We start from the raw sequence: 14212 nt of genomic DNA, 5'->3' as shown, positions 1-14212 counted from the left end.
TTGAAAAGAAAACAAGATAGAAAGGTGTTTTGTATGAAAATAAAACATGGAATATTGTTTGTCGTATTATTGATGATAGATCAGATTACAAAGTGGATCGTTGATACGAATATGCAGCTTCAGCAGTCAATGGATGTGATTCCCGGTTTTTTTAGAATCACGTATTTACAAAATACAGGTGCAGCATGGAGTATGCTGGAAGGTAAAATGTGGTTTTTCTATATCATTACCATCATTGCGCTTGCGGTTATGGTGTATTTCTATATCAAAAGTAAAAAAGGTGATATACTGTTTCAGACAGGAATCGTATGTATGATGGCAGGTACCGTCGGTAATTTAATTGATCGAGTTATGCTACAGCATGTGCGTGATTTCTTGGATTTTTTGATTTTGGGATATGATTTCCCAGTATTTAATGTTGCGGATATGGCACTGTGTTTTGGGGTATTCTTGATCATAGTGGATATACTGCTGGAAGAACGAGGTGTAAAGGCATGAAAGAAATAACCTATATTGTAAGTGAAGAAGAAGCTAAGACACGTTTAGATAAATATTTAGCAGCACAGGATGAAGCTTTATCAAGAAGCCGTATCCAATCCCTTGTCGATGAAGGGCAGGTATGTGTGAATGGGAATATACAAAAAGCAAATTATAAAGTAAAAGCCAATGATACCATTGTATTAAAAATGGAAGATGATCGAGAATTGGAAGTAGAACCGGAAAATATTCCTTTGGATATTCGTTATGAAGATGAGGATGTCATTGTGATCAATAAGCCAAAAGGTATGGTGGTGCATCCAGCGAATGGCAATCAGAATGGAACACTTGTCAATGCTTTATTGTATCATTGTAAAGATCTAAGTGGCATCAATGGCGTTTTACGTCCTGGCATTGTTCATCGTATTGATAAAGATACGACAGGATTGCTGATTGTCGCAAAAAATGATATGGCACATGCATCTTTATCCAAACAACTGCAGACAAAGAGTGTCAATCGTTTGTATTATGCACTTGTTCATGGTGTTATCCCACATGATTTTGGGACAATTGATGCACCGATTGGAAGAGATGTGAATGATCGTCAGAAGATGGCAGTAACAGCCAGTAATTCAAAGGATGCCAGAACCCATTTTAAAGTAATTGAGCGTTTTAAAGAATATACATTAGTAGAATGCCGTTTAGAAACTGGAAGAACACATCAGATACGTGTACATATGCAATATATTGGACATCCCGTCGTTGGTGATGAAAAATACAGCTATCGTAAAACCATGAAAACAGGTGGACAGCTGTTGCATGCACATCAATTGACGTTTGTACATCCAAGAACCAATGAAACCATCACAGTGGAAGCTCCTTTGCCAACGCAGTTTGAAGAGATTCTTGAAGAACTCAGGGCAAAGGAGGCGTAGCGTATGGATATTACGATTTATGATTTATATACCATGCAGTTGCTTCATTATTTGATTACGCAGTATGACTATACGATTGTAAAGGTTCAACAGCATAATGAAGATATATGGCTGATGAATGCCCGCTCTCAGGATTATCCGGTGCTTCGTATCTGTAACAAAGAAAATGCGTGTACACTTTCCGATACAGATTATATCCGAAATGTTCATCGTTTGATTTTAAATCTGATTCATCGTGAGGGTCCAGTAATGATTTTAAATGTGCATCCAGACAGTGCACCAATTGAAAATCCATTATTGACGCAGATTCGCATTACTAAAGATCAGGTAAGCAATCCATCCATTCTTAAAACTTTTCCAGGCATTGATCATATCATTCATGATGTAGAAAATGTACAAGATGAATATGCGAAATTAAGCAAAGAAATAGAAGAAGCTCAGCTGATTCAACAGAAAGAGTCTTTGGCAAAAGCCAAAAAAGCAGCTCGTCCAAAGGCAACGGTAATACTTATGGTCATTAGCGTTATCTGGATGGGGATAACCTATATCATGAGTATCTTGTGCAAAGATGCCCTGATGGGGGTATTGGTGAGTGGAGGCTACTATAAATTGAATGTTGTCGCTGCACATGAATTCTATCGTTTATTTACAGCGGGTTTTGTTCATGGGGATGTATTTCAGCTGATGGTCAATCTGTTTGTGCTATATAGCGTTGGCAAGGTATGTGAACGCATGTATCAAAAGAAACAATATGTATGGATCTTTTTGGTATCCATTGTCATTGGCAATATATTTGTTTATATATCAGCCGGCAACACGATTAGTTATGGCATGAGTGCTGGTATTGTCGGTCTGATTGCCGCTTATCTTACTGCCTTATTCAGTAATGGCAGCTGGCGGATTCCACTAGTACGTTTTTCGATGATCAAGATTATTTGGTTTGGTCTGTTGATGTTAATCGTATCTGGGGTACCGATGATTGGATGTATGGGCGGTGCTGTGTGTGGACTGTTTATGGGAATATTATTTTCTAGAGGCAGAAAATACATGTTTTTGAAAAATAACATTCGATTATCCGGGGCTTTTTTACTAGTGGCGCTAGCATTTATGATGAGCCAGGTATCTACGGTACAGCCGATTCATAAGGATGTAGATACACAATTAATTGAAGTTTATCGACATACACCGCTTGATGGGTATGCAAATTATTTACAGCGTTGTTTTGAAAAACAATATGCAAAGGAGGAGCTTTCATGAAACGTGAAGATGTATTGACTTGGGATGAGTATTTTATGGGACTGGCGCATTTAAGCGCAAAACGTAGTAAAGATCCCTCTACGCAGGTGGGGGCAGTGATCGTATCAAAAGATCATCGTGTTGTAGGAATAGGATATAATGGATTTCCAAATGGATGCAGTGATGATGAATTTCCATGGGATCGTGAAGGCGAATTCGCACAGACAAAGTATCCATTTGTTGTACATGCGGAATTAAATGCCATTTTAAACAGCAATTCTGATTTGCGTGGATGCAGTATTTATGTATCTTTATTTCCATGTAACGAATGTGCGAAAGCGATTATTCAAAGCGGCATTTCCAGAATTGTCTATGAATCTGATAAATACGCAGATACAGATGGCACAAAAGCAAGTAAACGTATGTTGAAGGCAGCTGGTGTACAGCTGGAACAACTGCCATATCAAATGGAATTGTCTATTCATAAAAAAGACCAATAAAAAAGCGTAAAATTATACATACGCTTTTTTTCATCAAATTTTTAAGTATTGCTTCATAGGGTGTATCCTATTACCCCAAAGCTTTCTTAGTATTCGCAAAGTGAAGCTTTGCGACCTTATATAACTCTTCTTTTCCAAAGCGTTTCACAAAATCACGGATATTTTGATCTACTTTATTACTTGCGCCTTTTAAGAAATGGAAATCATATTGTTTTTCCATCGCGTCAAAGGATAACAGAAAGGCATAGCGGGCAATGATGGATCCACTTGCGACTGCCAGATATTTGTTTTCTGCTTTTGTTTCAAAATGGATATCACGAATGACCTGTGGTTCTTCTTTCAGATAACGATAATAACTTTTTCCTTGTACGAATTGATCGATAATCACAAAATTCGGCCAGTTTTCTACTTTGTTTTTTAGATGTACAAAAGCCTGGTTATGCAGCTTGCATTTAATCGCAACCATATTATCTGTATCATGAATACGGTTATATTTCGTATTGTTTAATATTAATAAACTATGTGGTAGGCGTTCCATCAGCTTTGGTCCCAGCTCACGTATTTTGGTATCGTCCACGGCTTTAGAATCCTGAATGCCTAGTTCACGAAGCCATGCGACATCTTCTTTGGATACATAGCTTGCGCAAACAACAACTGGTCCAAAGTAATCTCCGGTACCAACTTCATCACTTCCACATTGGGGATACAGCTGCTCACGAAAACTGCCTTTTTCTTTTGTGACTTTTTTCTTTTCAATGATGGCATAACTGTCCGCATGATAATCGGCGCCATCTCCTTGAAAAACAACTTTTCCTGATTCATAAGCAGTAATGACACAATCACTTAATTTGATCTGATAGATTGCATAGGGAGGTGTTTTACGCTCCTGTGCCATAGGATAGCGGGCTTTTAAATCCATGATTTCTTTTTTTGATAAAACGACTGTTTTTGTACTCATAAAATACCTCCTCGTGCTTGTTATTTTATCATAAAAACAGGCATCCCGCATATATTTCATATAGAAAATGTGGTAGAATAAGAAAGCAAAAGTAGGTGTTAGATATGAATATTGAACAAAATACATGGTTGATGATCAATCTTGTTGTGGTCATAGTTTTCGCATTATTGTTATTTAGCGGATATAAACAGGGGTTTTTGATGAAACTCATCAGTATCGTTGGATTTGTGGTTGTCGGCATTTTTTCATGGTGGATATCCGCACCGATTTCTCGTATGCTGTCTTTATATCCAAAGAGTCAGCTGCCCATAGAAAATGATTTGATCAGCTCATTTATATATGATAATATCAATCGGTTATTCATCTTTGTGGTGTTATTTGTGATTTTAAATATCGTGATTTTATTTTTGAAGCCACTAATAAAAGCCATCTCTGATATCCCCGTGGTATCCACAATCAATAAGGTAGCAGGTTTGTGTCTGGGTGCGATACAGGCAGTTGTTTTGATGTTTGTGGCAACATTGGTTTTACGACTTCCTTTCATATCCCAAGGCAATACATATGTAGAAGGCAGTCTTTTAAAATATAGTGAACCAATGATGAATACCCTGATGTTTTATGCGAAAGAACCACTACAGCAGATATCCGCTGTATTCGATTTGATCAATGAAAAAGAAACATTAACGAAACAGGAAGTTGAAAATATTCATGACTGGCTTGTTTCACAGAATTTAAAGGAGGAACAGGTAAACGCAATCATGGCGAGCCTGAATAGTGAAAGATGATGAAAGATAAACAGGAAGCATTACAATTAGACGAGGTAAAAGAACAGTTTGTACATCACTGTTCCTTTTCCCTTGGTAAACAAAAAATAAGAGAAGCGTATCCCAATTATGATTTATTGTGGATCAATCGTGAATTAAGAAGAGCGAAGGAAGCGTACGATTTAGTCGTACGTTATGGAAATATGCCTTTTGGCGGTATACATGATGTATCCTTAAGTGTAGAGGATGCGATGAAGGGAATCACAATTCGACCTCAGGAGCTGCGTCAGATAGCAGAAGGAATCCGTGCATCCGAGAGTATGCGTAAATATATGAAAAGCAGTGAAATTGAAACACCATACATACAGGAGCTGGTAGATTCTTTAAGTGATCATATGAAATGTGCAAGCAAAATTGAAGCATGTATCAATGTGAATTATGAAATCTATGATAATGCCAGCAGTGAACTAAAACATATCCGAAAAGCGATGCATACATGTACACAGGAAATTTCCATTAGTGTCCAGCAGTTTATCTCACGCAATGCAAATAAGTTAATGGATACGATTACGACCATGCGTAATGGGCGTACATGTGTGTTAGTGAAAATCAGTGAAAAAAACAGTGTAGAGGGTATGCTGCATGGGGAAAGTGCCAGTGGACAGACCGCATATATTGAACCACGCTCTTTGGTAAATCTGAATAATAAACTACAGAGTCTGATCAGCAAAGAAAAAGAAGAAATTGAAAAGATTTTGGCAATGTTAAGCGCTGAAGTGGCATTGATTGGTCATGAATTATTAGGTAATTTGGATACATATGGTCTGTTAGACAGTATCTTTGCGAAGGGACAGTGGTGTAAACAGTTTGATGGATGTATCGCAAGTATTGAAGAAAAAACAGAGCGATTATATCTTAAATCTGCACGTCATCCCTTGATTGATCCACATCATGTTGTTGCGAATACATATGAAATCACACCACCTTATCACAGTCTGTTGATTACAGGAAGCAATACAGGTGGGAAAACGGTAACTTTAAAAACGATTGGTTTGTTTGCGGCCATGAGTATGGCAGGTTTTCCAGTCGCTGCTCAGGAAGCGATATTTCCAATGTTTGATGGTATCTTTGTGGATATTGGAGATGATCAATCTATTCAAGAATCTTTATCCACATTCTCTTCCCATATTTCTAAAATGGCATATATCGTTGATCATGCAGGACCAAAATCACTTGTATTATTAGATGAATTAGGCAGTGGGACAGATCCAAAAGAGGGAGAACCGCTGGCAGTTGCGATATTAGATGATTTACGTCAGAAACATGCGATGGTCATTGCGACAACACATTATTCCGCACTTAAAACATATGGCGCAGATCATGAGGATGTATTATTGTCCAGTGTGGAATTTGATATGGAGCATCTTCGTCCAACGTATCATTACATTCAGGGAATCTCTGGAACATCCAATGCTTTTGAAATCGCAAAACGTTATGGCTTAAAAGATGCCATCCTGCAAGAAGCACGCAAACGCAAGGAAGCGTCTAAGACTAGAGGGGAAGAAGCGATGGAACAGCTGGAAGCTTCTTTGATGGAAAATCACGAATTAAAACAGCAGCTGGAAGAAAAACTGGAAGATGTACGAAAGCTTCAAAAACAGCTGCAGGATGAAAAAACAAAACTGCAGAATGAAAAACAGAAAATTTTAGATGAAATCAAGGAAAAAGCAGAAAGCCGTCTTGAAGAACGTTTAAAAGAAGCAGATGATATCATTGATCTGTTGAAGGAAATGAAAACAGACGCAAAACCACATGAAATCAATGAATTAAAAGGCGCATTACGTTCACTTGATGAAGAGGAAGAAGAAGTCATTGAAAAGAAGAAAGAAACATTCACAATCGGTGATTATGTGAAAATTGATAAACTGAATTACTATGGAGATATCATCTCCATCAATAAAGAAAAAGTATGTGTCATGACCAATGGAATGAAAATGAACACGACCATACATGATATATCCAAGGCAGTAAAACAGGTAGAGAAGAAAAAGAAAAGTAAAGGCTACAGTAAAAGTGGTGTGAAATCTTTTTCCATGGAAGTCAATGTTATCGGTATGCGTGTTGCGGAAGCAATTCCCATTATTGATAAATATTTGGATAATGCATGCCTTGCGAAAGTTTATCGTGTACGTATCATTCATGGCATGGGTACTGGGAAACTACGTGCCGGCGTACATGATTATCTAAAACATAATGCAAGAGTGGAAAGCTTTGTCATGGGTGGACAAGGTGAAGGCGGCCTTGGCGCAACCGTTGTGACCTTAAAGCAGAAGAAGTAGGTGATCACATATGGCCAATATGGCAAAAATACAGGATAAACTGGCAATTCTGCCAGCACTTCCCGGCTGTTATCTGATGAAAAATAAAGATGGAGATATCATCTATGTCGGAAAAGCCAAAAAACTAAAGAATCGTGTGCGTCAGTATTTTGTGGGCGCACATGATTTTAAGACAACTCGTCTGGTTTCTAATATTGATGATTTTGAATATATCGTTACAGGCAGTGAAAAAGAAGCCCTTTTATTGGAAATCAATCTGATTAAAAAGCATACACCTCCCTATAACATCATGTTTATGGATGATAAGACCTATCCCTATCTGAAACTCACAAAAGAAAAAGCACCAGTGCTTAAGGTGGTACGCAATACCAAAGATAAAAAGGCAGAATACTTTGGACCATTTCCTGATTCTGGGGCAGCATGGGAAACAGTAAAGCTGTTAAACCAGCTGTATCCTTTACGCAAATGTAAACGTCTGCCAAAAAAAGAATGTCTGTATTTTCATATGGGACAATGCCTTGCGCCCTGCGTAAATGAGATTGATCCCAAAACATATCAGGATATGGCCGCAAATATTCGTAAGTTTTTAAAAGGCGATGTAAGGGATATTTTAGATACGCTACAGAAAGAAATGGAGGAAGCAAGTGAAAACCTGTTGTTTGAGAAAGCACAGGAGAAGCTTGATTTGATCCATGCGATTCATCATGTCACAGCCAAACAGCAGATTGACTTTAAAGATCGTAAGGACAGGGACGTATTTGGCTATTATGTAGACAAGGGCTATATCTCGATTCAAGGCTTCTTTGTACGTGGGGGAAAGCTGTTAGAGCGTACTTTGTCCATCGAGCCATTATATGAGCGGGAAGAGGATGCTTTTGTGTCCTTTGTTGCCCAATATTATAGCGCAAATCCATTGCCACAGGAGATTTTAATACCAAAAGAATATGATATTACCCAGCTGGAGGAAATTCTGGATACTAAGATTTTACAGCCGGTACGCGGAGATAAATTAAAGCTGGTAGAAATGGTACTAGCCAATGCGAAAAATGCCCATGAACAAAAATTTGAACTGGTAGAACGTAAAGAAAGTCGTAAAGAAGAAGCGATGGCACAATTATCCAACCTTCTACAAAAAGAAATCCACCGTATCGAAATCTTCGATAACTCTCACATATCCGGTTCTTTTAATGTCAGCGGCATGGTTGTATTTGTGGATGGGGAAGCCAGCAAGAAAGATTATCGATTATATAAACTTGGAGAATATGTATCCGATCTGGATTCCATGAAGGAAGTCGTTTACCGACGGTATTTCCGCTTATTGAAGGAACGTGGAAGATTTCCTGATTTATTGATTGTGGATGGTGGCTATTTACAGATTGAAGCCGCAAAAGAAATTTTGGATGCATTAGATATCCCATTGACCTTATGTGGTTTAGTAAAGGATGATAACCATCGTACAAGCAATCTGATGGATCGTAATGGAAAAATCATTCCAGTGCCACGAGATTTCTCTTTGTTTTTCTTGTTGACACAGATGCAGGATGAAGTGCACCGTTTTGCGATCAGTTATCATCGTCGTGTCCGTAATAAAGCCATGACCAAGTCCATTTTAGATGAAGTGGAGGGAATTGGAGAAGTACGTAAAAAAGAGATCTGGAAACATTTCAAATCTTTAAAACGTCTGAAAGAGGCCAGTGTTGAGGAAATCGCCCAGGTGATTCCTGAAAAGACAGCCATAACCTTATATAATGTTCTACATAACACAGACCAAAATGGAAATGAAGCATAACATAAAGATAGGTAGGATATTGTATAGGGGGTAAATACTACGCAGAAAATATTGACGAAACGCGAGAAAGAAGTCTTCGATCTTCTGATTGACAATTATAGTACCGCCGAAATCGCAGAGAAAATGCATATCTCTGATAAAACGGTGCGAAACCATATATCCAACGTGATGTTAAAGCTTGGAGTTAAGGGCAGAGCACAGGCAGTCGTGGAATTGATCAAGCTCGATGAACTGAAATTATAGACAAAAAAGCTTCTGAAAGAAATTTTCAGAAGTTTTTTTAGGATTTTTGTACCTTTTTTACGTATATAAATAAGTAGGAGGTAATTGTCTATGAAAAAGAACTTAGAAGTGACGTATGTATTAAAAACGACACCGGCGCAGTTTCGCTATCTGAAAACCGAAATGAACAAAACCATGCAGATGTATGAAACCATTTGTAAAGAACAATGCCGATGTCAAAAGCAGTATGAATTATCACAGCGCATCAAAGGCTACGCAAAGGCGTATCTGCCAAAGATGAGTCCACAGGAAATGAAGCATATGGAAGATTGTATCAGGACCCATTCTGCCTATGGATTAAAACATGTGATCGGTTCTGGCTTTATCTGGAGAGGCATCCATTTGTTTCAGATGCTGATGATACCACATACATGGATGAAAGAACCCATCATATTTCATGCGCCGATATTAAACAGTCATTTATATGAAAAAAATGATCAGCTGTACCTGCATATCTGTTTTGGACGTATACATACATGAAAGAGCCTGCTCTTTCTATTATAGATTCTTACGAATTTTGTACTATTGACTTTTTATTCCTACTTTATGGTATAATGACTAACGCGAGGTGTTTATGATGAAAATCAAACGAATGTTGTTTATCATAGTTTTGATTGCTTTATTTGGCGGTTGTTTTTATGCGATGAACCAGCACTATGATGAACTGGCAAGATACCCTTATGAACTTACACAAAAACAACGTGACATCGTCTTAGAGCATCTGGATACAGAACAGATCAATTATCTGCTTGCCCAGAAGATAGAACCAGATGAGTTTCTTCCTTTTATCGAAGAAGAAGGGTTTACATTAGAAAATACACTATGGTATACCAAAGCCATGAGTACCAGAAAAGAAGAAAAGTCATATATCGTAAACTTCATCAACAAGTATAAAGAACATATGGAATATGGCGAATTACAAAACCTTTTGACATATTATTCCTATAATGTTTTAACACGTTTTTATGATGAAGGATATACCTATGGAGAACATGCAAAGCTTATCGCAAATCCAAGCAGTATGTATACGATTTTAAATACATCCAAAACGATATATACATATGAACCAAAAAACTTAGTGACAATTACCACCCTGCCACATGATTCTATCGTGGATAATGCCAATGATATCATGATTCAAAAAGAAGTCGTCAAACCTTTGGAAGAATTGATGAAGGCAGCAAAAGAAATCAATCGTAAAAACTATGGAGATATGGTCATTACGACCGGCTATTTATCTTATGAAGATCAAATATCATTGTATGAGAGCAAACAAAAAGAATTTCCAAAAGATTTTACGATGTATTGGGATCATCCTGGACAAAGCGAATACCAGCTTGGCTATACGATTACCCTGAAACCTAATGATAACAAAGGTGACAGTGAAGAAAAGAAAAAAGAAGAAGATCGTGAACAGGCCGTCTGGTTGAAAGAAAACGCATATAAATATGGTTTTGTGATACGATATCCAAAACATAAAGAAGATGTGACGAAAAAAGCGTATCAGCCATATACCCTTCGCTATGTTGGAAAACAGGCAGCAAAGCTTATGCATGATGAAGATAAAGCGATGGAAGAAATAGATTTCAGTGTATTTGAAAAATAGAATTACGTGCATTCGCAAAGGGTGCACGTTCTTTTTATGTATCAGCTTTCATAAACTTAAGACAGAGGTGAAGGTATGCAGCGCTTTAAAAAACAATTTGCATTCTTATTCGGGATGATTGCCATTGCGGCATATGCATCCATCCGTTTCTTTCCAACAGAAGAGGCAACAACACCTGTCATTCAAAGTGAAACAACAGGTAATCACATGCAGATTTATATGATGGATCATGATAAAACCCTGATTCCTATCAGTATTCCTGTGGATGAGGAAATGAGTGAAGAGGATCAGGTCAATATCATGCTTGGCTATATGAGTGGGAAACAAAGCCTGAAAGGTTTTTCTCCATTATTTACGAAAGAAGTGCATATGGACAGCTTTCAAATCAATAATGGGATCATCGCAGTAGACTTTGATGACAGTTTAAAAAATTATACAAAAGAAAATGAATTACGTGTATTAGAATCTTTGACATGGGGATTAACGCAGTTTCATGATGTAGAACGTGTCAAGTTAATGATGAATGGGGAAACATTAACAGCGATGCCGAATGGCTCTACACCGATTCCAGAGATATTAAATCGCAGCATTGGCATTAATCATTTTGAAACATCCACGTCTGCATTGCATACAAGTGATGAAATGACAGTCTATTATACCAAGAAGGTACAGGGAAATACCTATATGGTACCAAAAAGCAAACGTTATCCATCCACACGCTCCTCTTTAGAATCCAAAGTCAATGAAATCATAGAAGATGTATCAGTATCCAGTACCCTGACACAGCCAATGGTAAAAGACAGTATCAAAATGGAGTCTATGAGCTTTGAGAAAGGAACATTAAAGGTATCTTTGGATGAACATATCTTAGGCGCAGATAAAACCGTAAAACAGGATGTTTATGACTCACTCACCTTATCTTTATTAAGCCTTCCAAGTGTAGAACATGTACAGGTGCTGGTTGATGATGTGGTCGTTTCTTTACAAGATGAAGCAAAAACAGTTTCCCTGCAAGATATTTCATATAATGAAGTAATGTTTTGAAATAATTATTTATTCTTTCATGGATTTTTGGTATACTTACTACAGTAGGTGATCAAAATGAAAATTATACTTGTTAGTGACAGTCATGGAAAAGATGAAGCGTTAGATAAGGTATTAGAAACATATCCAGATGCGGATGCATTCGTTCATTGTGGGGATATAGAAACATATCCAGAATGCTATCCACAATTTATCACAGTACGTGGAAATAATGATATCTATTACGATTATCCAGAGGAACAAACATTGCATATCGCAGGACATGGAATCTATATTACCCATTCTCATCATTTTATGTATACACACAGATTGGAACAGATGGCAGAAAAAGCAAAAAGCTTAGATTGTGATATCGTGTTTTACGGGCATACACACATTGCCGCAGATGATGAGGTAAATGGTGTACGACTCATCAATCCGGGTTCATTATGGAGAAGTCGTGATGGACGTGGACCATCTTATGCTATTGTGGATTTAGATTCCTATCATGTGGATGTGGAATTTGTATTTATGCCAAAACCGAAAAGCCGTTTTGGATTTTTCTGAAAAATGTAAAAAAGTCATGTTTGTTTCATGACTTTTTTCTTTTCTTTTTCCATAAATTACGCTATAATAAGTCTGCGTGTAAACGTTTTATTTAAGAAAGGTGTTTGAAAAACATGGAAAGAAAAGTTGGAACAATTTCTCGTGGGGTACGCTGCCCGATCATTCGAGAAGGTGATGATTTAGCTTCTATCGTCGTTGACAGTGTATTGGAAGCCGCTGAATCAGAAGGATTTGAAATGCGTGATAAAGATGTAGTTGCGATTACAGAATCTATCGTTGCCCGTAGCCAGGGAAATTATGCCAGTGTGGATGCAATCGCAGAAGATGTGAAAGCTAAGCTGGGTGGAGAAACCATTGGTGTGATTTTTCCAATCTTGAGTAGAAACCGTTTTGCAATTTGTTTAAGAGGAATTGCTAAGGGAGCAAAGAAAATTGTATTGATGTTGAGCTATCCTAGTGATGAGGTAGGAAATCATCTAATCAGTGTAGATGCATTAGATGAAGCAGGTGTCAATCCATATAGTGATGTATTATCACTTGAAAAATATCGTGAACTGTTTGGAGAAAACAAACATGAATTCACTGGTGTCGATTACGTGGAATATTATCAGAATCTGATCAAAGAAGAAGGCTGTGATGTAGAGGTAATCTTTGCGAACAGCGCAAAAATGATCTTAAATTATACAAAGAACGTATTGACTTGTGATATTCATACAAGAGCTAGAACAAAACGTATCCTGAAAGAAAATGGTGCAGAAAGGGTATGTGGTCTGGATGATATCCTGACAACTTCTATCAATGGCAATGGCTATAACAGTGCATATGGTCTGTTAGGTTCTAATAAATCTACAGAAGATACTGTAAAACTGTTCCCAAGAGAATGCCGTGATTTAGTATTTGATATCCAGAAAAAATTAAAAGAACGTTGTGGCAAAGATGTAGAAGTCATGGTGTATGGTGATGGTGCGTTTAAAGATCCTGTTGGAAAGATCTGGGAACTTGCTGATCCATGCGTATCACCTGCTTATACAGATGGTTTGGAAGGAACACCAAATGAATTGAAATTGAAATATCTTGCAGACAATGATTTCAAAGATTTAAGTGGTGAAGAACTACAGAATGCCATTGAAGCAAAAATCAAAGAAAAAGATGGCAATCTAAAAGGGGATATGGCATCTCAGGGTACAACACCAAGAAGATTGACTGACCTGATTGGTTCTTTATGTGACTTAACAAGTGGTTCAGGTGATAAAGGTACACCAATCGTACTTGTTCAGGGTTACTTTGACAATTTCACAAACTAAGAACTGGAAGAAGGACAAATCGTCCTTCTTTTTTAATGGAAAGAAGAATAAGTATTGAGGTGTTAAACTGCTTCTCATGTTTCAAATGATGGATTATTTTAGGCTTTTCAATCATAAAGGTTCTTGGATAATATGATAAAAATCGGTATAATAGGTATTGAATAAATACTGTATAATATTTACAAGGGAAAAAGGGGAATTTTACACATATGGAAAAGATTAAAGAGTATATCACAAAGAACAAGAAAATTGTTATACCTGTAGTAATCATCATTATTTTATTATTGATTGGTGGTATCTATTTTGCTGTGCAATCAAATAGTGACCACAGTGATTCAAAAATAGAATCAACTAAACAAGAAGCGAATAAAAGCAAGGGAAAAGAAACTACAAAAGATCTAGACACTTACGTAAAAGGTATAAAAGACTGGA

15 protein-coding genes are annotated in these 14212 nt (G+C 37.3%); 14 read left to right on the top strand and 1 reads right to left on the bottom strand.

The window, feature by feature from the left end:
* The first annotated feature begins 33 nt into the window (after positions 1–33).
* Genes lspA through DW114_RS03090 form a run of 4 tightly spaced genes read left to right on the top strand, consistent with a single transcriptional unit; the run spans position 34 to position 3148 of the window.
* The gene (gene lspA, locus DW114_RS03105) at positions 34–498 is read left to right on the top strand and encodes a signal peptidase II (protein ID WP_117452318.1); all 465 of its coding nucleotides are present in this window, start codon (positions 34–36) and stop codon (positions 496–498) included.
* Positions 495–1412, top strand: a complete 918-nt coding sequence (locus DW114_RS03100) for an RluA family pseudouridine synthase (RefSeq protein WP_117452316.1) — start codon at positions 495–497, stop codon at positions 1410–1412. Before lspA ends, DW114_RS03100 begins: the two co-directional genes overlap by 4 nt.
* Positions 1413–1415: 3 nt before the next feature.
* A complete protein-coding gene (locus tag DW114_RS03095) occupies positions 1416–2669 on the top strand; it encodes a rhomboid family intramembrane serine protease (protein WP_117452314.1) in 1254 nt (417 codons plus the stop codon).
* Complete coding sequence (locus tag DW114_RS03090; protein WP_117452312.1) at positions 2666–3148, top strand: deoxycytidylate deaminase; 483 nt, start codon at positions 2666–2668, stop codon at positions 3146–3148. Before DW114_RS03095 ends, DW114_RS03090 begins: the two co-directional genes overlap by 4 nt.
* A 70-nt stretch (positions 3149–3218) precedes the next feature.
* Here DW114_RS03090 and rnhC read toward each other — a convergent pair whose 3' ends face one another.
* Positions 3219–4106 carry a ribonuclease HIII gene (rnhC, locus tag DW114_RS03085; RefSeq protein ID WP_117452310.1) on the bottom strand — a complete coding sequence of 296 codons (888 nt, stop codon included), beginning with the start codon at positions 4104–4106 and terminating at the stop codon, positions 3219–3221.
* A gap of 104 nt (positions 4107–4210) precedes the next feature.
* Here rnhC and DW114_RS03080 point away from each other — a divergent pair, with 104 nt between their 5' ends.
* The 10 genes from DW114_RS03080 to DW114_RS03035 form a co-directional block, all read left to right on the top strand.
* Complete coding sequence (locus DW114_RS03080) at positions 4211–4891, top strand: CvpA family protein (protein WP_117452308.1); 681 nt, start codon at positions 4211–4213, stop codon at positions 4889–4891.
* Complete coding sequence (locus DW114_RS03075) at positions 4891–7209, top strand: endonuclease MutS2 (protein WP_117452306.1); 2319 nt, start codon at positions 4891–4893, stop codon at positions 7207–7209. Before DW114_RS03080 ends, DW114_RS03075 begins: the two co-directional genes overlap by 1 nt.
* Positions 7210–7219: 10 nt before the next feature.
* Positions 7220–8998: an excinuclease ABC subunit UvrC gene (gene uvrC / locus DW114_RS03070; protein ID WP_117452304.1), complete on the top strand. Its 1779-nt coding sequence runs from the start codon at positions 7220–7222 to the stop codon at positions 8996–8998.
* Positions 8999–9049: 51 nt separating this feature from the next.
* The gene (locus DW114_RS03065; protein WP_117452302.1) at positions 9050–9241 is read left to right on the top strand and encodes a helix-turn-helix domain-containing protein; all 192 of its coding nucleotides are present in this window, start codon (positions 9050–9052) and stop codon (positions 9239–9241) included.
* Between the two features lie 90 nt (positions 9242–9331).
* Positions 9332–9760, top strand: a complete 429-nt coding sequence (locus DW114_RS03060) for a hypothetical protein (protein WP_117452301.1) — start codon at positions 9332–9334, stop codon at positions 9758–9760.
* A 94-nt stretch (positions 9761–9854) separates the two neighbouring features.
* Positions 9855–10886: a M15 family metallopeptidase gene (locus DW114_RS03055; RefSeq protein WP_270324484.1), complete on the top strand. Its 1032-nt coding sequence runs from the start codon at positions 9855–9857 to the stop codon at positions 10884–10886.
* Between the two features lie 75 nt (positions 10887–10961).
* On the top strand, positions 10962–11930 hold the full coding sequence (locus DW114_RS03050; RefSeq protein WP_117452297.1) for a GerMN domain-containing protein: 969 nt from the start codon (positions 10962–10964) through the stop codon (positions 11928–11930).
* Between the two features lie 57 nt (positions 11931–11987).
* The gene (locus tag DW114_RS03045; RefSeq protein ID WP_117452295.1) at positions 11988–12476 is read left to right on the top strand and encodes a metallophosphoesterase family protein; all 489 of its coding nucleotides are present in this window, start codon (positions 11988–11990) and stop codon (positions 12474–12476) included.
* 113 nt (positions 12477–12589) lie between these two features.
* Positions 12590–13780 carry a coenzyme F420-0:L-glutamate ligase gene (locus DW114_RS03040; protein WP_117452293.1) on the top strand — a complete coding sequence of 397 codons (1191 nt, stop codon included), beginning with the start codon at positions 12590–12592 and terminating at the stop codon, positions 13778–13780.
* A 209-nt stretch (positions 13781–13989) separates the two neighbouring features.
* On the top strand, positions 13990–14212 hold a 223-nt coding region (locus tag DW114_RS03035; protein ID WP_199485901.1), incomplete at its 3' end, for a hypothetical protein.

Origin of the sequence: Absiella sp. AM09-50, assembly GCF_003433845.1 — a bacterium.
In the GTDB taxonomy this organism is placed as follows: Bacteria; Bacillota_I; Bacilli_A; order Erysipelotrichales; family Erysipelotrichaceae; genus Hoskinsella; species Hoskinsella hominis.
This window is presented reverse-complemented; position numbering and strand designations above follow the sequence as displayed.